This is a genomic window from Rhodococcus sp. MurmanLake-1, assembly GCF_056945715.1.
The window spans coordinates 100,462-117,650 of sequence record NZ_JBWZNF010000016.1; the positions used below are offsets into that span (position 1 = coordinate 100,462).

Below are 17,189 nucleotides of genomic sequence, written 5' to 3' on the forward strand. Positions count from 1 at the left end.
TACGAAAGAGATTCATGACTACAGCTGCTCCGGTATCGCGGCTACACGCCGAGAAGATCGAGCTCCGGTACGCCGATCGAACCATCGTGGACGAGTTGAGTCTCGAGATCCCCGACGGCGGTTTCACCGTGGTCGTCGGACCGAACGGGTGCGGCAAGTCGACGTTGTTGCGTGCGCTCGGCAGAATGCTCGCGCCGCGATCGGGTCGGGTTCTGCTCGACGGTAACGACATTCGGTCCTATCGCACCAAGGTAGTGGCTCGGCGCATCGCTCTGCTGCCGCAGTCTCCGCTCTCACCCGGAGCGATCACCGTGGCAGACCTCGTGGCTCGCGGCCGATACCCGTACCAGAGCATGCTGCGCCAATGGTCACCCGAAGACGAGCGTGTTGTCGCCGAAGCGCTCACTGAGGTCGGAATGCGCGATGCAGCAGATCAATTGGTGGACGAACTGAGCGGTGGACAACGGCAGCGGGTATGGATCGCCATGACACTCGCGCAGCGCACCCCGGTGTTGTTGCTCGACGAACCGACCACCTTTCTCGACATCGCCCACCAGATCGAGGTTCTCGACCTGTGTTCCCAACTGCACCAGTCCGGTCGAACGTTGGTCGCGGTCCTGCACGACCTGAACCTCGCGGCTCGATATGCCACGCACGTAGTTGCCATGCGGTCCGGAAAAATCGTCATGCAGGGCAGTGCCTCGGACGTCTTCACCCCTGAGTTGCTGCGTGAAGTGTTCGACCTCGAGGCTCTGGTCCTCGAAGACCCCGAAACCGGACGGCCACTTGTTGTTCCGCGTGATCGAAGACCTGCCAGCCAGCTACCCGTCCACAACTGAACCATCGATCAGGAGATATCAATGACTACCGCATCTCGACCTGAAGAAACTGAAACCTCTGCGTCGGCAAAGGCGCCACGCGGCGAAGATCACGACCGCGGTCTCAACGACGTGGTTGCCGTCGTCGAAAGCGTCGAACGTCCGACCGAGAGCATCTTGCGCATCACCGCCCAGCTGACTTCGTCGGCGGACGACCCGAATTGGTTGCGTCCCAACGTCGCATTCCGCATCCAGTTGGGTCCGCAGTACGACGACGTCTCTCGTGTCTACACGGTGCGCACCTTTGATGCGTCGAGCGGTTCGATGACCTTCGACGTCGTGCTGCACGGTCACACCAGCCCGATGATGCGGTGGGCCGACGACCGTCGTGTGGGTGACACGTTCTCGCTCACCGGCCCTCGCCCGCACTTCCTCGTTCCCGAGATCGCTGGTCGCCGCGTCGCACTGTTCGCCGACGACACCGCGATACCTGCCCTCTATTCGATTCTGCTTCAGTGGCCCGAGGGTGTGACCGGTGTCGGTTGGGTCGCCACCGGTGACGCCGAGGCTTTCGCGGAACTACCCGTGATCCCCGGCCTCGCGCTGCACCATGTCGAAGATTGCCTCGCCGAGTACGCCGTCGAACTCGATAACCCAGGAGACTATGCGGTGTGGGGAGCCGGTGAGCGAGACGAAATGCGCTCCATCCGAGCGCATTTCCGTAAGACAGTCGGCCTGGCGAAGGACGATGTAGTTGTCTTCGGGTACTGGAAGCGTGGCGTCAGCACCACCGAGATAGATCAGAACCGACTTCGGAACTACACGAGCATCCTCGAAAACGGCGGCACACTCGCGGATATCGACGATCTCGCCATCGGGATCTGAACCGACGGTTGGATACTTCAACCCGCCGCGTGTTCTTCCGGCGCCAGTGAATTGCCCGGTGCGATGTTCGAGCAGTTGTTCGGCGCCGGATTCCCGTTGAAACGGTCGTTGAGCCAGGTGATGGCGCCGGGGAGCCAAAGCGCGCCACCGGGAACGTGACTGATGGTGTCGTACTGGTCGTACTGGATCGACAAACCTGCGTCGCAATAACGAGTGGCGAGTGTGCGGACGTCCCCGGCAACCATGACTCCGTCGCCAGGGCCGACGCCGGGTCCACCTGGCTGGGTGCCCTCGAGGGCTCCGTTTGCGGCTTGAGCGATGAACATAGGGATGGTGGGTATCGGCGCGTTGCCCATGTTGATTTTGTTGGCGACGTCGACGTACTCGGGCACCGAGTTGGGGTTCGCATACTCTGGTTTGGCAAGGTCCTGCCAGGTCACCCCCGGGTACTGCAGGATGACGTTCCCGATCGAGGCATCCTCGATGCGAGGTAGGAGTTCGCGTCCGCGATCGCCGAGATACGGATCGAAATCTATGTCGTAGGCACGGGCAAGTCCGACGACTGCCATCCCGACAACGCCTGCCCAGCCGATGCTTCCGTTTGCGTACCGGAGGTTGTTCGCCGGGTTGACCAACAGTCCACCCTGGGCGGCGCCGATCAGGTCCTCGTTGATGTCCGGGGCGTAGTCCGGAGCGAGGATGGACGCCCAGTTGGTGGCGATTGCTCCGCCCGAGTATCCCATCAGGCCGATCTCGGCTGAGTCGGCAATACCTGTCTCGGGAGTGTTGCGGGCGGCGCGAAGAGAGTCGAGAGTCATCATTCCGTATTCGGGTCCCGCCGCGAAGTCTGCGTTCGGCCCTTCGGTGTCGGGAATGACGACGGTGTAGCCCAGTGCCAGTAGGGGACCGAACATGACAGCTTCGCCGGAAGCGAGAGTCCCGCCGAAGGCGACGTTCCGTCCGCTGGCGGTCAGGCTGCCGATCGGGGTGTCCCCCGCGACAGCTCGTGACGGACCGTCTTCCGGGTTCAGCGAATCGTAGGCCGACTGGAACGAGACAACTTTGTCCGGCTGGGCATTGGGTGGTCGAAGAATCGACGTGACATTCGCAGACGGCCGGCCGAGAGCGTCGGTCGACCGGTACAACACCTGCACGGCTTGCAACGGGGTAGGAATGTTGACGACGTGATAGGGCAAGGTTCTCGTTTTGAGAACGGCCCCAGGCTGATACGACGACAGCGGTGCCGAACCGTCGTACTGATAGAAGGAATCCGCCGACGGTTGCGCGGCGACAGTAGGTGCTGTGATGCCTGTGAGTGCAATGGCTGTCAGCGCCACCGCTCCCTGAAAGAGAATCCTCGATGCCACGATCGACCCTTCGGTTTCGTATGTCTCTCGGTACTTGACGGGCTGGTGTGATGACGACCACACGCTATCTTACTTTTGAGTAATAAACGAGAGGCTTGCGCTGGTTGTTTGAATCATGCGCGGACGCAATCAGATTGGGCTTGTTGTTGTGACCATGCTGATTCGGTCCAGGGCGCCATGTGTACGATACGACTAGTAGCTATCGCGACAAGTTGCTGCCTTGGGCTGTGCCGGGTCCTCCGATGCCGGGAAATGCTCTGTGCTGCAAGGTCTTGAAGGACTAAGGAGTGGACATGGGTAAGCGCGCTCCCGACGACGGCGTGTTTCGGGGCTCGGGTGATGCCGAGACGGGATTGCTGACTCCTCCGAGCGGTGCACGTAGTGAGGCGGCCCACGAGAAGGCCCTCAGATCAGCAGAAGCTCTTCTGAAATCCGGTGGAATGAAGGCCGCGACCATCGATGCGATCTCCGAACAATCCGGTGTCAGCAAGGTGACTCTGTATCGACACTGGCCGTCGCGGCAAGCCATCGCTGCTGAAGCATTCGGCGTGCTCATGGCTCGTCATCTGACATTTCCCGAGACCGATAGTGCGCAAGCCGATTTGAACGACTATCTAGGTGACATCGGAAAGTTCTACCGAGGTCCACTCGGGTCGATCTTTGCCGAACTTGTCGGCGCGTGTGCCAACGATCCGACGACGGCGGCATACTTCCGCACGTTCTTCCTCGACGAACGTCGTCGAGGTTTCGCCGCACTGATTCGGCGGTGTGTGGATTCCGGCTACTTTCGCGAAGACATCGACACCGAGGAAGCGATCGATCTGTTCTTCGGGCCGTTGATCTACCGGATGTTGGTCGGGCACGCGGGTATCGACGACAACACTGTGCGCTCGATCATCGATCACGCAGTTCGTGGACTCCGCAGTGGTGCATAGACGGGTTCTCCGTTGAGAATCCGCAGCGCGGGGAGGGCGAATTGCCCTCCCCGCACTGCGATGTGCCTCAACACTCGGGTGTCAGCTGAGCATCTTCAGTACTAGCTGGTACTCACCGTTGATCTCGGCGTTGCGAAGCGGCTTGGCGGCGTCGACCACGATTTCCGTGGCGTCGTCGTGCGCCTTCAGTAGGCCGATGGTCTCGGCAATGTAATCATCAAGAGGCAGAGCTGATTCCGAGTTCTCCTGGCCCATCAGCGTGGTGCGGACTCCGGGCGGAATGAGTTCGATGCACTGGATCGAGGTATCGGCGAGTTGTACGCGCATGCTCTCGGTGAAGAGATGAACCGCCGCCTTTGTCGCGTTGTACGTGGGCGTGACGGGCAGTGGGACGAAGCCGACGGCGGATGAGACGGTGACGATGGTGGCATTGGGCTTAGTCATCAGATGCGGGATGAACTGGCCGGCCAAGCGAATTGTTCCGAGAAGGTTTGTCGTGACGGTTCTCTCGGCGATGTCGAGGAAGTCCGGGTTCTTCAAGTCTTCCGGGTACATGATTCCCGACATCGTCACGAGGACGTTCAGATCGGGAAAGTCCTCCGTGACGGATTCATGTGCGGTTCGAATGGATCTCGGGTCGTCCACGTCGATGACGACCGTGCTGATGCCCGGGTACTTGTCCGAGATCTCTTGCAGCAGAGCGGATCGACGCCCTCCGACGATTACCTTGTTCCCCTCGTTCTGCAATCCCACTGCAAGTGCGAGGCCGATACCGGAGGTTCCGCCGGCAATGAAGATGGTATTTCCCGAGATTTTCAATTTGTGCTTCCTTGGTTTGTCGTGGGCGTCGACGTGGCGACAGTGATGGATTTGAGTTGGGTGTATTCGTTGAGCGTCTCGAGGCAGAACTCTCGCCCCAGACCGCTTTCCTTGAATCCCCCGAAGGGGACACCGCCTCCCAGATTGAAGTACTGATTGATCCAGACGCAGCCCGCATCAAGACGATCCGCGGTTTCCATCGCGTTCTTCAGGTTGGAGGTATAGATCCCAGCAGCGAGACCGTACGGAGTGTCATTGGCTTCTGCGATCACGTGCTCGTAGTTGTTCCATCTGAGGACGCACAGGACAGGTCCGAAGATTTCGTCCTGTGCGATTCGCATCGAGTTGGCGACCTCGAGAATCGTCGGCGCGACGAAGTTTCCGGCTTCGAATCCCGGCACTTCTACCAGATCCCCACCTGTAAGTAGTTGTGCGCCTTCGTCGATCCCGGATTTGATCATGGAGATCACACGTTCGGCGTGTTCCTGGTGGATTAATCCGCTCAGTTCGGTGTCCTCGTTCAGTGGCGGCCCGACTCGCAATGATCGGAATCCTGCGACCAGTTTTTCCACGAAGGTGTCATAGATATCCTCGTGGATGAAGAGACGTGTTCCGGCCAAGCAGGATTGGCCGTTGCACATGAGGACACCTGCGGTGGCATCGGCGACCACTGCATCGATGTCCTCGATATCAGGAAACACGATGCTGGGACTCTTGCCGCCGAGTTCGAGTGTGGTCGAGATCAGCCGTGAGGCTGCGGCGTGTGCCACGAGTCGGCCGACTTCGGTGCTTCCGGTGAAAGCGAGTTTGCTGACCTTCGGATGGTCTATCAAGGCTGCGCCGGCTTCCTCGCCAAGACCAGGGACAACATTGAAAACGCCTGCGGGAAACACGTCGGCGGCGATCCTGGCCAGCTCCATGACGGAAACGCAAGCATTTTCATCAGGTTTGAGGACCACTGTGTTTCCCGCAGCGAGAGCAGGTGCAATCTTGAACGCCGTCATTACCACGGGATCGTTCCAGGGAATGATCTGTCCACATACGCCCAATGGCACTCGCTTCGCGACCAGGTATCCCGATGCCAACTCGCGGCCGAAGCCATGGTGGGCCAGCGAGATTGACGCAAAGTATCGCAGGTGTGAGACGGCGGCTCGATAGTCCTCGCGCATCTCCCTGATATGGCGCCCGGTATCCATACATTCGAGCTGGGCAAGCTCTTCGGCCCGATCCTCCACGAGCGCGGCAAACTGCAAGATTTTGGCGGATCGTTCTTCAGCGGTCAGGTTCGCCCATGCAGGAAATGCCCGCCTGGCGGCTTCGACCGCGTCGTCGATCTCTGTGGGCCCGCACCGAGACAGTGTGGCGAGTAGAGCGCCGGAAGCGGCGTTACGGGCCTCGAATGTGGATGTGCCCATGGCTCGGAACGCTCCGTTGATGAACGCACCGTATTCACGAACTGCTTGACCCTCCATGGAACCTCCTAGATCGGTCAATCACTGACTGACGAAGTGTACTGTACGTTTCGTACACTTGTCGATGGTCGCCTTACCTCCCATGGATGGCGTCAGCAGAAAGACCAGCTAGAACAGTGTTCTGGTTACGTCGTCAAGGCGTAGCTGCAGCAATTCCAACCGCTTGCTTCATAGCCTGTGAGACGTACCCCGTGCCGATTCTGACGCCGCCCAGCCACTCCGTGAGGCGCGCCGCCTCGGCATCGAGAGAACGTCGCGCAGACGCTGACACGGTCTCGAGCAATCGAACGTGCACCACACCGGTTCCGTCTTGGATCCAGCACCCTACGACGCGACCGTCGACCCAAGCGGTGGTGCCGGCATTACCGCGGGTGTCGAAGAGTTGGCTGCGGTGCGGGCCGAGATAGAAGTCACGGTTCTTCCACCCCATGATCGTCGGGTCGAGCACCGGTAGGAGTGCCACCCAAGGACCTGGATCAGACACCGTGGCGACGTCATCCGGTAGTAACCAGCCGGTGTCGCCACCGTCGAGTGAGACTGCAACGGCTTCGAGTTCGGAGAGGGCTGCCCGGACGACCGTCTTGGTCGAGCCCAGCCACCAGACGATGTCGTCTTCCGTCCCCGGTCCGAAGGAGTGGAGCCAGCGTCGGACTATTTCTCGGTATCCGTCTGCAGATTCGAGATCGATGGGGGCGTCGTCGAGCCAGTGTCGAGTGAGAGTCCACAGTGGGCGTGAGACGGGGAATCGGGCGGTGTTGGCGCCGCGCATGATGTCTGCGGTCGCCCCGAGGTGTGTGAGAACCCTGGGTGCCGACCAGATTTCGCCTGCCGAACCCTCGACCTTGACGTCTGTCATCGGTACTGCCTGACGGACCTCGAGTGCGGAAAGTCCTTCAGGGGCTTCGGTGAGCAGTGTCAGAACCTCCGCCCGCGCGCGATCGAGCCAGTCGTTGCCGTCGACGGCGATTCCGGCCTTGACGACATCCTTGGCCATTCGTGCGCGCTCGGTGTTCGCGACGCGGGCGGACGCACTCGACCACGCGGCCGGCAGCAAGTCTCGGGGGAACGTGAAGAGCGTGCGGCGCATAGCCAATTGCTTCACGAGACTGCGTTGGTCGTACAACGCGTTGTCGACGTCGGCGGCGTCCAATGACCGAACCCTCGCCCAGCAAGACAGATAGACCGTCGCTGACTCGGTGGCGTGCAGTACCGTCATCGCCCGAGTGGCAGCTTCCGGAGAATCGACGCGGAACGAAGGCGCCAGCGCGTGACGTACTCCTATGCGTGCACGGCGTTCGTCGTCGGAGACATGGCGCATCAGGCCATCGTGCCACAGGCCAAGTGCGTCGTATCAGCTAGTTGCGCGAGAGTTCGATTGCGCCAGTAGTCGTCGTGTTGGAGATGTGTGATGGCCCCGGGCGTGGTCGCGAAGGTCGCAAACCCTGTGGCTTCTACGGGGATCTGCAGCCAAGCGGAGACGACGAATGTGTGTGCAAATCCGTGTGTTACGACCACGTGATCGTGGTCGAGTTCGGTCATCAGTTCGCGAATGCACTCGCCGACCCTTGATGCGATGTCGCGGCGGGTTTCGGCACCGGCAACGGGGCCACGGTGATCGAGGCGGTTGTCGTCAGGAGCCGGAACCTGCCGCTGGGCCAGCCACGAGTTCGGGCGCCCTTCGGCTTCTCCGAAGCTGATTTCGCGCAATCGAGAGTCTGTTGTCGCCGGAACATCGAGTGTCCGGGCGATGATCGCGGATGTCTCGGCGCACCGTTCGAGGTCGGAAGAGGTGATGCGGATCGGGCGCGAAGTTCCTGCGCGTCGACGTTTCAACTCTTCGGCGATCAATTCTGCATCGCGCCTGCCTGCGGGCGTGAGAACCGAATTGTGCCAACCTCCGACGATGTCCTGTGCTGTGTGTTCGGCATGAGGATGAGTGACGACGTAAAGATCCTGCACGAGACCCCTTTTGTTACCCGACCGTTTCGGGCAACAGTATTCCAGGATTGAGGATTCCACACGGATCCCAGGACGATTTGATCAGCTTCATGGCGGCGATGTCGGTTTCCGTGCGCCCCAGCGCTATCCACGGTGACTTCGCGCGACCGATCCCGTGCTCGGCGCTGATACTTCCGTGATGGGCGGAGACGAGTTCGAAGACCGTATCGGTCAGTTCGTGGGCGATGCTCGGTTCGGCGTCAAGAAGATTCACATGGATATTCCCGTCGGCGAAGTGTCCGAACAACATTGGACGCACATGGACGAATCGTTCGGCGAGTACTTCGCGGAGTCTCTCGATGAACATGCCCATCACGGACAAAGGGACGGAGATGTCGAGTTTGACCACCGGAGTCGTCGATGAAGCGCTGATGCTTTCGGTATGGCTTTCTCGCAGAGTCCACAGCTTTCGAGCGGGGCCAGGCTCGACTGTCGCGTCCTCGATGAGATCGTCAGAGGCAGAGAGAACTTCCAGGAGTGACTCTTCCGTCTCGCGCGGCGATGACACCTCGATCAGGGTGTACATCGGTGACGGTGTGCCGAACGGGCGACGGGCATCGGTGTGCGCGCAGACGAGGGAGATGCCGTCGTCGGTCATGATTTCGGCGGCTTCGACGGTCAACCCGCTCTGGCGCACGCGATTACACAGATGCAGCGCTTGATCGACGTCGCGCACACCCGCGAGCACGACCTGGGTGTCGGTCGTCGGGGTGACCAACTTCATCAGGACCTTGGTGACAATCGCGAGCGTTCCCTCACTGCCCGCAAGAAGCCCTGGGATGTCGTATCCGACATTGTCTTTGACAAGTGGAGTCCACCTGCTCAAGACGGAACCATCGGCGAGTACTGCCTCGATTCCGAGTATCTGTGCCCGTGTATTTCCGTATCGGACCATGCGGGTACCGCCGGCGTTGGTTGCGACGATGCCGCCGAGGGTCGCGGATTCCTTTGATGCCAAATCGATTCCGAATCGGAGGCCATGTGCCGAGGCCGCCAGGTCGGCGCGAGCGACGGTCACGCCCGCACCGGCCGCGATTGTCCGGCCGATGGGGTCGACGGTCTCGATCGAATCCAAACGCCTGGTGCTCAGCACCACTGATCCAGCCGATGGTATTCCGCCACCGACAAGTCCGGTATTTCCACCTTGCGGGGTGATGGGAATCCCGGCCTCGAAGCAGGTCGTGACGACGGCGGACACTTCGGCGGTGTCGGCCGGACGGACCACAGCTATTGCGTCACCGATCCAACGTCCCGTCCAGTCCCGTGTGTAACCCTCGATCAGCTCTGGATCGGTGAGAACATGCGCTTCGCCGACGATCTCTGCGAGGGCGCCGAGGAACCTCGCGTCCGTTGCAGGTTCGCGTGCTTCGACGAGTGTTCGGGGGCTCATGTTCAACCTTGTGATCGTTCGGGGGACAGTTTTTCGAGAGACGAGCGGTGGAGCAATCTGCACTCGATCCTCCGACCTCAGGTGATGCGCTGTCCAAGACCAAGTAGTGACACCACCATCTGTTCTTCTTATAATCGCCGTATGAACCTGCAGCGCGCCCGCTATCTGATTGCTCTGTCGGATCACGGCAGCTTCACTCGCGCCGCCGCGAACGTCCACGTGGCGCAATCTGCACTCAGTCAGCAGATCAAAGTTCTCGAGCGCGAACTCGGCGTTCCTCTGGTGGATCGCCGAGGTCCGCAGTTCACTTTCACCGACGCGGGGCGGGTAGCGGTACGAGAGGCACGCTTCTTGCTCGGGTGCGCAGACCGGGCGGTCGAACGAATTCGATTGGCTGCTCGCGGTGTGGACGGGGAACTGCGCATCGCGTACACCCGTTCGTGGGCGGGTGGCGCCGTCGGAGATCTGGTCAGCACTTATCGCAAGCTCTATCCAGGCGTCGAAGTTGTCGTGCACCGGGGCACTTCGGCGCAGACTGTCGACCTCGTCCGAACCGGAGCCGTCGACATCGCGGTTGTGCGACCGCCGCTCGATGACGACGATCGTGAACTTCCCCTGATCGTCCTCGACACCGAACCTATCCTGGTCGCCGTTCCCGTGGATCATCCGTTCGGGGATCGAACGACACTCGAACTCGGAGATCTGGTGGACATCCCCGTCGTATTCTGGCCCGAGGCGAATGCACCCGGGATGTATTCGCGGACGCTCGAACAGCTTTGGCCCGACAGCACTCCGAATATCGTTCGATTCGAGGCTGACGACGAGCAGGTTTTGCACGCCGTCTCGGACGGGGTGGGAATTGCGCCGATCCCGCAGGGGCGGGCCCGGATGCTCCGAATCCCGGGTATTCACCTGTGTGAGATCGCCGGCGTGCAGCCGACTCTCGAAGTTGCCGTGACCTACCGTCCGGACAACCCGAATCCCGCGCTTGCACCCTTCGTTGCGCTCGCCGAACGCGAAAGATCGTCAACCACTGTGTAGCACAAGTGATGCGCGGTGGGCCCTATCCGCCATCGAGGACCAGCATCATGGCCGTTGCGCGTGCCCGGTTCTCGATGGTGTCGACGTGGAATCCGACGTGCTGGGACAGCTTTGCCAATCGGTGCGCGACGCTGCTGTGATGAAGATGCATGGAATCGGCTGCGGCCCTCAATGTTCCGGATTGCAGGTATGCCCTCAAGGTTTCGAGTAGTTCTAATCCCTGTTTGGTATCGCCGATCTCTACGGCAAGAACCAGATCCGGTATTCGCGAGTGATCGATGTGTGATCCCGGTGCCAGGAGGTTGAGGGCACCGAGATCGTCAGCGTTCACGATCGGTGTTGTTGCTGACGCCTGTGCGCGAGCGAATCGTGCAGTGCTGAGTATTGTATTCACTTCGGAAGCGGAAGCAGCCAAAGATATTCCGGCGCGAATGGATGACGACAGTGCTGACTCGGACAGCTCGGGTGTCGGTGCGAACGAACCCGCCACGAGATTCAGATACTCGCCATCAGCTTCTATCCCAACGGCTTTGCCAGGTGTGCAATCTTGCGAAATAACAAGGTGTGCAGTCCCGTCGGCCGTGTCTGAGACTGCCTTGGTTGCCATGACACGGACTGGGGTTTGGGGTTCGATACCGAGACCGGCGCAGGAGGTGAGCACCGCGAGTTCATCCATCGGGAACAACAGATTTCGAGTGTGCTCGGCTTCGGTAGGCAAGCGTCGGGGTTGCAGGATTATCGCTGCGGTCAGGGCCATTCGGTCGACGAGCATTTCGTCGAGCGGCAAGTGCGCACCAGGACGCTCGATCCATACCTTCCCGAGAACCTCGTCGTCTACAGCGATGTCCCTGGCCATGCTCGGAGGGAACTGGGGTTCGGGTGACCATCGGCCGCGTGGGTCACATCGGCGCAAATTCTTCTTGCTTCTACCGTGTTCCACGATCTCGATACCTACAACGCAGTCCGCCAACTGCGCGCTCGCGCGAAGCAGAGATGCAGTGTCGGAGCCGTGCCGCACGAGCGTGTCGAAGTAATCGATGACACGTACCAGGCCTGCCGAGTCTGCATCGAGCTCGGCAAGCCGGTACATCAGTCCTTGCATCTCGCAACGCTACGAGACAGGCGACAGCGAACGCAACCCTCTCCGGAGCGCAGTGAGGGCTTCGGCGGCACCTCTTTCGCTGACCGCTGCGGTCGCGACTAGCGCCGACCCGTGAAAGGTTCCGGGGAAGGAGTGCAATTCGACGCTGACTCCCGCTTGCAGCAGTCGAAGGGCGTATTCGATTCCTTCGTCGCGGAGCGGGTCGAGTTCCATGGTGGACAGGTAGGTCGCCGGCAGGCCGGTGAGGTCGGTCGCCCGGGACGGCGCAGCGTAAATGGAGACGTCAGGATCTTCGGGACCTGAATACGACTCGCCGAGGTAGTACTTCCACGACAGGATGGCGTTGGGGCGGTGCCACAACGGTGTGTCGACGAAGTTCGTCATCGAGACCGTCGCCAGACGGTCGTCGAGTTCAGGAATTTCGAGGAATTGGAATGCCACGGGCACAACGCCCTCGTCGCGGGCTTTGAGGACAGTGCCTGCGGCCAATCCGCCGCCTGCGCTCTGCCCGCCCACTGCGATGCGGCTGGGATCGACCCCCAGTTCCTCGGCATGGGCGTGGATGTAGAGGAGTGCTGCGTAGCAGTCGTTGACGGGGCCGGGAAAGGAGGTTTCGGGGGCGAGGCGGTACTCCACGTTTGCAACGGCGAATCCGAGTTCGCGTGCTACCTCGACACAAAATGGATCGCTGGACTCTGCGGTGCCGATTGCGAATCCGCCGCCGTGGATCCAGAGCAGAACGGGGACAGGGCCGGCGGTGTTGTCCGGGGTGACGAAACGAATCTTGACCTCCGGATCGCCGTTCAGGCCAGGAGCGGACAGTTCACGAAGCGAGACTCCGTCGAATGACAGGTCGGCCAACATGGCGCCGATCAGAGCGTCGTAGGTGGCCCGCGCGTTGGGGAGGTCAGCGAAGTCCACCTTCGGGAGCATGGTGAGCGCTGCGGCGAGTTCGGGGTCGAGAGTGGGGAATGTTGTCATGCACTCATCATCGAGCCTGAATGTGGCCTACGTCACCAGTGGTTTGTAGGAAATCGGAGAGCCTTCCTCCGACGCCCGTCGGATCTCCCTAGGATGACGCCGGTGGACAGAGTACATCTCGGGGTGGGTTCGAGCGATTCGGAAGTTGGGTCCAGGATTGGTGGACGCCCGCCGCAGGTTTTCGCTGGTCAGCCGATTTTGCAGACACATGAGTATCTCTTGACGCTCGGGGCGCACACGGCTCCGTGGCTCGGTGCGCGAGAGCTTTCCGTCTTCATCCGTCGGGGATTCTCCATCGGCGACGACGACCTCGAATACCCGGACATCGGGGTCAGGGCAGTCCTGCACCCGCCGTCATCACGAAGTGCGGAATCTGCCGGCACTCACGAGGGCCTGGGGAGCGCGGCGTTGGTCAATCTTCCCGCAGACGACGAAGTGATGCCGTTGGTGTTGATCGCGCCGCAACCGGTACTCATACAAAATGAATCGTCCTACGCCGATGCCGTCGAGGCGGACGGGCATCGCTTCCTGTTCCAGATCAATGAAGAGGGGTGGCCGGTGGTTGCCGAGCCGCAACCCGAGTTCGTCGAGGAATACCTGTTTGGCTACGGCTCGGTGTATTTCTACGGGAGCGCTGACGCGGCCGGGCTCGCCGATGAAGTCGTGCCAGGATTTCTCGATTTCTGAGCTGCCAGACGACCCTTCTGCCGATACCGTGGGCATCGTATTCGACCGGCGGATTTGTCCTTCGAAAATTAGTTTCGGAAGTTTGTCGATCGGCGTCTTTGCCGTTCGACGTGTAGGCAGAGGGACCGAATGAGCGGTCCACAAACGAAGGAGATTCTCATGAAGTACATGCTGATCATGCGTTCCACCGACGAAGCAATCGAAGCATCCAAGGACATGGACTTCGACGAGATCATCGCCGCGATGGGGCAATACAACGAATCCTTGATCAAGGCCGGTGTCTTGCTGGCAGGTGAGGGATTGGCGATGGAGGAGGGATTCATCGTCGATTTCGAGTCCGATCCGCCGCTGGTCTCCGATGGCCCGTACGGCGAGACGAAGGAGTTGTTCTCGGGATTCTGGATCATTCAGACGTCGACCAAAGACGAAGCCTTGGAATGGGCGAAGCGCTGCCCGCTCGGGCCGGGAAGCAAGCTCGAGGTGCGCCGCGTGAGCGAGATGTCGGACTTCGATGAGGACAACGAGTACATCCAGAAGGAAGCCGGCTGGCGCGAAGAGCTCGGTACCGATCGTCCGGTCGCAGGCTGAACCATGACCGACGAGGCGGTGCGAGAAGAAACGAGAAAGGCTGTCGACGCGGTCTGGCGAATCGAATCCGCGAAGATCGTCGCCACGTTGACTCGCACCGTCGGAGATCTTGATCTCGCCGAAGACCTGGCAGCGCAGGCTCTGCTCGAAGCTGTCGAGCAGTGGCCTGCCACCGGCGTTCCCCGAAATCCCGCTGCCTGGCTGACTTCCGTTGCGACGCGTCGAGCAATCGACGGGTGGCGACGACGTGAGAGGCTGGACGAGCGCTACGCCCACTTTGCGCGTGAACTCGAGAACGACGCTTCGCATTTCGACGACGTCAGCTGGGATCCGGATCGGATCGACGACGACGTCCTCCGGCTGATGTTCATCGCCTGTCACCCGGTGTTGAATCGAAAAGCGCAGGTGGCCTTGACTCTTCGGGTTGTGGGCGGGTTGACCACCGAAGAAATTGCGAAGGCGTTCCTGACGCCGACCGCGACAGTTCAGCAGCGGATAGTGCGTGCGAAGAAGGCGTTGACCGCTTCGAAAGCGGTTTTCGAAGTTCCAGGACGAGAAGAGTTTTCGAGCAGGTTGAGCGCCGTCCTCGGAGTCCTGTACCTGGTGTTCAACGAAGGTTATGCAGCCAGCTCGGGGGACGAGTGGATGCGGGCGGACCTCAGTGCTGAAGCTCTGCGGCTCGCGCGAGTACTCGCCGAATTGGTCCCCGGGGAATCCGAGGTACACGGCCTTGTCGCGTTGATGGAGCTGACAGCCTCGAGATTCGGCGCTCGGACAACCTCGACAGGTGAGCCCATCCTGCTGGCGGACCAGGACCGGACTAGGTGGGACCGCCTACAGATCTCGCGTGGGCTTGCGGCGCTGGAACGAGCTGACGCCGTCGGGCGTGGACGTGGCCCGTACGGTTTGCAGGCAGCGATAGCCGAATGTCATGCGCGAGCAGCAACTTTCGATGACACCGATTGGAAGAAGATAGTCATCCTCTACGAGGCTCTGGCGCAACTGGCCCCGTCGCCCGTGGTCGACCTCAATCATGCGGCGGCGGTATCCATGGCATACGGTCCTGGCCCTGCGCTCGAATTCGTCGACAAGCTTGTCGCTTCAGGTGAATTGACGGGCTACCACCTGCTTCCCAGTGTTCGGGGGGAGTTGCTCAGTCAGCTCGGCCGATCCGAGGAGGCTAGAACCGAACTCCTCGAAGCAGCGAGGCTGGCCGGGAACGAGCGTGAGCGTGCAGTATTGGTCGCGAAAGCAGATGCGCTGCTGTCGGATCAGTAGTCACACGATTGGTAGTCAGGGCTGAGTCGGATCATCGTTCGGCACCATGGGCGGCATCCCGACGCCGTACGGATTGAGCATGTCCGATACACGTCGACCCCACCGTTCATGCGCGGACTGACGGGTCATTCCGGCAGCGCGGCCGATGGTTGCCCATGTTGCGCCGAATCTTCGCAGGCTCATGACGCTTGCCGTCGAATCGATGCCTGCGGCGAGCTGGATCCGGAAACTTGCCAACTGCCAAGCCATCTGACGCTGCGCCGGGACGTCGGTGTCCTGTTCTGCCTCCCATTCGGGGCTGCCAGGTAATGGATCCGTTCCGACAATCTTGTCCGCCTGCGCGCAGGCCTCGGCGATTGCGACGTTGGCCGTCGAAGTTGCGGCGGTCTCGATCTTTGCGGTCAGGGCGGTCTCGATCAGATCTTGCATGAGAAGTTCTCCATTCGTCAGGTTTAGCCTGACAGTTTCAATTGAATGTTGTCAAGAATTTCCTGACTGATTCCATTTGATTAATGCACGATCTATTTGTGTACTATCTAAATGGCCTTCGGTTCTGTTGGCCGACGTCGAAGGGGTTGCTGGTGAAGATCGTGGTTCTGTCATTCCTGATGGCGCTGACCTTGATGACGGTCGGGATCATCGCGGCGCGCAACTGCAGCACTCGACCTGCCGTGACCGGGGCAGTTACTGCGGCGTCGACGGTTCTTGCTGCCGCCTGGACACTTTTTGCCGTGGCCTTCGTACTGACCTGATCGCACTGTTCGACCCAAATATCCGAGCTGGAATGTGGGTATGACGGGTTGCATGCCCGTTGGTGAGAAGTCGCACTGGAACGGCCGATGCGGAATTCCCTCCGGTTGAGTGCGTTTCATCCAAGGGAGCGTGCGCCGGGGTTCCGTATCTCGGGGTTCCTGGCCACGGCGGTTCCTGACTACGCCGGTTCCTGACTACGACGAAAGGTTGCGCGATGACAAAGCTGTTGTTTGCAGTCACTTCTGCAGATCACTGGACGCTGAACGACGGGACAGCCCACCCAACCGGATACTGGGCGGAAGAACTGGTCGAGGCGCATCGCGTTTTCGTCGAGGCCGGCTACGACATCGTGATCGCGACGCCTGGCGGTAAAGCCCCCGTTGTGGATGAGGGAAGCCTGGCGCCCGAGGTCAACGGCGGGCAAGAAGGCGCTGATCGTATGCGCAAGTACATCGCCGATCTGCAGCCGGTGCTGGATTCGCCGGAGATTCTGGAGAACGCCGATGCTGCCGACTACGATTTGGTCTTTGTGCCAGGTGGACATGGACCGATGGAAGATCTTGCGGTGTCGGCATCCTTCGGCGAGCTTCTGGTGAAGTTCTTGGACGCCGACAAGGTGGTTTCGGCGGTCTGTCACGCACCGGCGGCACTTCTGCCCGCCCAGAGATCCGATGGAAGCTGGCTGTTCGACGGCTATCAGCTGACGGCGTTCACCAATGAAGAGGAGACGCAGGCTGGTCTGGCGGACAAGGCTCCGTGGCTGCTCGAAACTCGGCTACGCGAGTTGGGTGGCAAATTCTCGAAGGCTGACGCCTGGTCGCCTTATGTCGTGGTGGACCGGAAGCTGTACACCGGCCAGAATCCGGCTTCGTCGAAGCCGCTCGCCGAGCGGATCGTCGCCGACTTGGGCTGAACGATCACCGGCTAGGCCTGAGCACGGCTTTCGGCACCGCATCGAGGACTCCTTCGATGGGGTGCTGGGCCGTGTTCTGTTGTGCCTGAGGTTCGTCCTCAGGTTTTGAAGGTGGTGTTCGCCGGCCGCGGGTGCTGCTGCGGGTCGATCGAGGGCGGCGGG

General features: G+C 60.7%; 18 protein-coding genes. 9 read left to right on the forward strand and 9 right to left on the reverse strand.

Annotated features, from left to right (window positions below; genetic code table 11):
• Positions 1-14 precede the first annotated feature (14 nt).
• Positions 15-839, forward strand: coding sequence for an ABC transporter ATP-binding protein (locus tag AC2ETI_RS29030; RefSeq protein WP_483634736.1), 825 nt, complete (start codon positions 15-17; stop codon positions 837-839).
• A 21-nt stretch (positions 840-860) separates the two neighbouring features.
• A complete protein-coding gene (locus tag AC2ETI_RS29035; RefSeq protein ID WP_317559107.1) occupies positions 861-1,703 on the forward strand; it encodes a siderophore-interacting protein in 843 nt (280 codons plus the stop codon).
• Positions 1,704-1,720: 17 nt separating this feature from the next.
• On the opposite strand, the gene AC2ETI_RS29040 is transcribed toward AC2ETI_RS29035, so the two are convergent.
• The gene (locus AC2ETI_RS29040; RefSeq protein ID WP_483634737.1) at positions 1,721-3,070 is read right to left on the reverse strand and encodes a lipase family protein; all 1,350 of its coding nucleotides are present in this window, start codon (positions 3,068-3,070) and stop codon (positions 1,721-1,723) included.
• A gap of 293 nt (positions 3,071-3,363) precedes the next feature.
• Here AC2ETI_RS29040 and AC2ETI_RS29045 point away from each other — a divergent pair, with 293 nt between their 5' ends.
• Positions 3,364-4,005 (forward strand): TetR/AcrR family transcriptional regulator, encoded by a 642-nt coding sequence (locus AC2ETI_RS29045; RefSeq protein WP_021333298.1) that lies wholly within the window; start codon positions 3,364-3,366, stop codon positions 4,003-4,005.
• Positions 4,006-4,086: 81 nt separating this feature from the next.
• Here the strand turns inward: AC2ETI_RS29045 and AC2ETI_RS29050 are convergent, their stop codons facing one another.
• The 5 genes from AC2ETI_RS29050 to AC2ETI_RS29070 form a co-directional block, all read right to left on the reverse strand.
• The gene (locus AC2ETI_RS29050; protein ID WP_020971261.1) at positions 4,087-4,824 is read right to left on the reverse strand and encodes an SDR family oxidoreductase; all 738 of its coding nucleotides are present in this window, start codon (positions 4,822-4,824) and stop codon (positions 4,087-4,089) included.
• Positions 4,821-6,296: an aldehyde dehydrogenase family protein gene (locus AC2ETI_RS29055; RefSeq protein WP_133727339.1), complete on the reverse strand. Its 1,476-nt coding sequence runs from the start codon at positions 6,294-6,296 to the stop codon at positions 4,821-4,823. Before AC2ETI_RS29055 ends, AC2ETI_RS29050 begins: the two co-directional genes overlap by 4 nt.
• Positions 6,297-6,429: 133 nt before the next feature.
• Positions 6,430-7,614 carry a winged helix DNA-binding domain-containing protein gene (locus tag AC2ETI_RS29060; RefSeq protein ID WP_483634738.1) on the reverse strand — a complete coding sequence of 395 codons (1,185 nt, stop codon included), beginning with the start codon at positions 7,612-7,614 and terminating at the stop codon, positions 6,430-6,432.
• Complete coding sequence (locus AC2ETI_RS29065; protein ID WP_046379567.1) at positions 7,614-8,255, reverse strand: histidine phosphatase family protein; 642 nt, start codon at positions 8,253-8,255, stop codon at positions 7,614-7,616. The genes AC2ETI_RS29060 and AC2ETI_RS29065 overlap by 1 nt, the downstream gene beginning before the upstream one ends.
• Positions 8,256-8,268: 13 nt before the next feature.
• Positions 8,269-9,684: an FAD-binding oxidoreductase gene (locus AC2ETI_RS29070; protein WP_483634739.1), complete on the reverse strand. Its 1,416-nt coding sequence runs from the start codon at positions 9,682-9,684 to the stop codon at positions 8,269-8,271.
• Between the two features lie 141 nt (positions 9,685-9,825).
• Between AC2ETI_RS29070 and AC2ETI_RS29075 the strand changes: the two genes are divergently transcribed.
• Complete coding sequence (locus tag AC2ETI_RS29075; RefSeq protein WP_483634740.1) at positions 9,826-10,725, forward strand: LysR family transcriptional regulator; 900 nt, start codon at positions 9,826-9,828, stop codon at positions 10,723-10,725.
• Between the two features lie 22 nt (positions 10,726-10,747).
• On the opposite strand, the gene AC2ETI_RS29080 is transcribed toward AC2ETI_RS29075, so the two are convergent.
• Both AC2ETI_RS29080 and AC2ETI_RS29085 read right to left on the reverse strand, forming a co-directional pair.
• A complete protein-coding gene (locus AC2ETI_RS29080; protein WP_317559111.1) occupies positions 10,748-11,827 on the reverse strand; it encodes a helix-turn-helix domain-containing protein in 1,080 nt (359 codons plus the stop codon).
• A gap of 9 nt (positions 11,828-11,836) precedes the next feature.
• The gene (locus AC2ETI_RS29085; protein WP_483634741.1) at positions 11,837-12,808 is read right to left on the reverse strand and encodes an alpha/beta hydrolase; all 972 of its coding nucleotides are present in this window, start codon (positions 12,806-12,808) and stop codon (positions 11,837-11,839) included.
• Positions 12,809-12,901: 93 nt separating this feature from the next.
• On the opposite strand from AC2ETI_RS29085, the gene AC2ETI_RS29090 reads away from it, so the two are divergent.
• The 3 genes from AC2ETI_RS29090 to AC2ETI_RS29100 all read left to right on the forward strand — a co-directional run bounded on the left by AC2ETI_RS29090 (position 12,902) and on the right by AC2ETI_RS29100 (position 15,361).
• Positions 12,902-13,495 carry a hypothetical protein gene (locus tag AC2ETI_RS29090; protein ID WP_483634742.1) on the forward strand — a complete coding sequence of 198 codons (594 nt, stop codon included), beginning with the start codon at positions 12,902-12,904 and terminating at the stop codon, positions 13,493-13,495.
• A 159-nt stretch (positions 13,496-13,654) separates the two neighbouring features.
• Complete coding sequence (locus tag AC2ETI_RS29095) at positions 13,655-14,083, forward strand: YciI family protein (protein WP_483634743.1); 429 nt, start codon at positions 13,655-13,657, stop codon at positions 14,081-14,083.
• A gap of 3 nt (positions 14,084-14,086) precedes the next feature.
• On the forward strand, positions 14,087-15,361 hold the full coding sequence (locus tag AC2ETI_RS29100; RefSeq protein ID WP_483634744.1) for an RNA polymerase sigma factor: 1,275 nt from the start codon (positions 14,087-14,089) through the stop codon (positions 15,359-15,361).
• A gap of 15 nt (positions 15,362-15,376) precedes the next feature.
• On the opposite strand, the gene AC2ETI_RS29105 is transcribed toward AC2ETI_RS29100, so the two are convergent.
• Entirely contained in the window at positions 15,377-15,790 is a 414-nt protein-coding gene (locus tag AC2ETI_RS29105; protein WP_483634745.1) for a hypothetical protein, read from the reverse strand.
• A 152-nt stretch (positions 15,791-15,942) separates the two neighbouring features.
• On the opposite strand from AC2ETI_RS29105, the gene AC2ETI_RS29110 reads away from it, so the two are divergent.
• Complete coding sequence (locus tag AC2ETI_RS29110; RefSeq protein ID WP_021333309.1) at positions 15,943-16,113, forward strand: hypothetical protein; 171 nt, start codon at positions 15,943-15,945, stop codon at positions 16,111-16,113.
• 215 nt (positions 16,114-16,328) lie between these two features.
• Positions 16,329-17,027: a type 1 glutamine amidotransferase domain-containing protein gene (locus AC2ETI_RS29115; protein WP_283567293.1), complete on the forward strand. Its 699-nt coding sequence runs from the start codon at positions 16,329-16,331 to the stop codon at positions 17,025-17,027.
• Positions 17,028-17,189 lie beyond the last annotated feature (162 nt).

What these genes read in the sequence shown, in the direction of transcription:
- AC2ETI_RS29060 (WP_483634738.1), bottom strand. Translation starts at nt 7,614, where the DNA reads ATGCGCCATGTCTCCGACGACGAACGCCGTGCACGCATAGGAGTACGT.
- AC2ETI_RS29035 (WP_317559107.1), top strand. Translation starts at nt 861, where the DNA reads ATGACTACCGCATCTCGACCTGAAGAAACTGAAACCTCTGCGTCGGCA.
- AC2ETI_RS29100 (WP_483634744.1), top strand. Translation starts at nt 14,087, where the DNA reads ATGACCGACGAGGCGGTGCGAGAAGAAACGAGAAAGGCTGTCGACGCG.
- AC2ETI_RS29095 (WP_483634743.1), top strand. Translation starts at nt 13,655, where the DNA reads ATGAAGTACATGCTGATCATGCGTTCCACCGACGAAGCAATCGAAGCA.
- AC2ETI_RS29045 (WP_021333298.1), top strand. Translation starts at nt 3,364, where the DNA reads ATGGGTAAGCGCGCTCCCGACGACGGCGTGTTTCGGGGCTCGGGTGAT.
- AC2ETI_RS29105 (WP_483634745.1), bottom strand. Translation starts at nt 15,790, where the DNA reads ATGCAAGATCTGATCGAGACCGCCCTGACCGCAAAGATCGAGACCGCC.
- AC2ETI_RS29080 (WP_317559111.1), bottom strand. Translation starts at nt 11,827, where the DNA reads ATGCAAGGACTGATGTACCGGCTTGCCGAGCTCGATGCAGACTCGGCA.
- AC2ETI_RS29085 (WP_483634741.1), bottom strand. Translation starts at nt 12,808, where the DNA reads ATGACAACATTCCCCACTCTCGACCCCGAACTCGCCGCAGCGCTCACC.
- AC2ETI_RS29115 (WP_283567293.1), top strand. Translation starts at nt 16,329, where the DNA reads ATGACAAAGCTGTTGTTTGCAGTCACTTCTGCAGATCACTGGACGCTG.
- AC2ETI_RS29075 (WP_483634740.1), top strand. Translation starts at nt 9,826, where the DNA reads ATGAACCTGCAGCGCGCCCGCTATCTGATTGCTCTGTCGGATCACGGC.
- AC2ETI_RS29090 (WP_483634742.1), top strand. Translation starts at nt 12,902, where the DNA reads ATGACGCCGGTGGACAGAGTACATCTCGGGGTGGGTTCGAGCGATTCG.
- AC2ETI_RS29070 (WP_483634739.1), bottom strand. Translation starts at nt 9,684, where the DNA reads ATGAGCCCCCGAACACTCGTCGAAGCACGCGAACCTGCAACGGACGCG.
- AC2ETI_RS29030 (WP_483634736.1), top strand. Translation starts at nt 15, where the DNA reads ATGACTACAGCTGCTCCGGTATCGCGGCTACACGCCGAGAAGATCGAG.
- AC2ETI_RS29055 (WP_133727339.1), bottom strand. Translation starts at nt 6,296, where the DNA reads ATGGAGGGTCAAGCAGTTCGTGAATACGGTGCGTTCATCAACGGAGCG.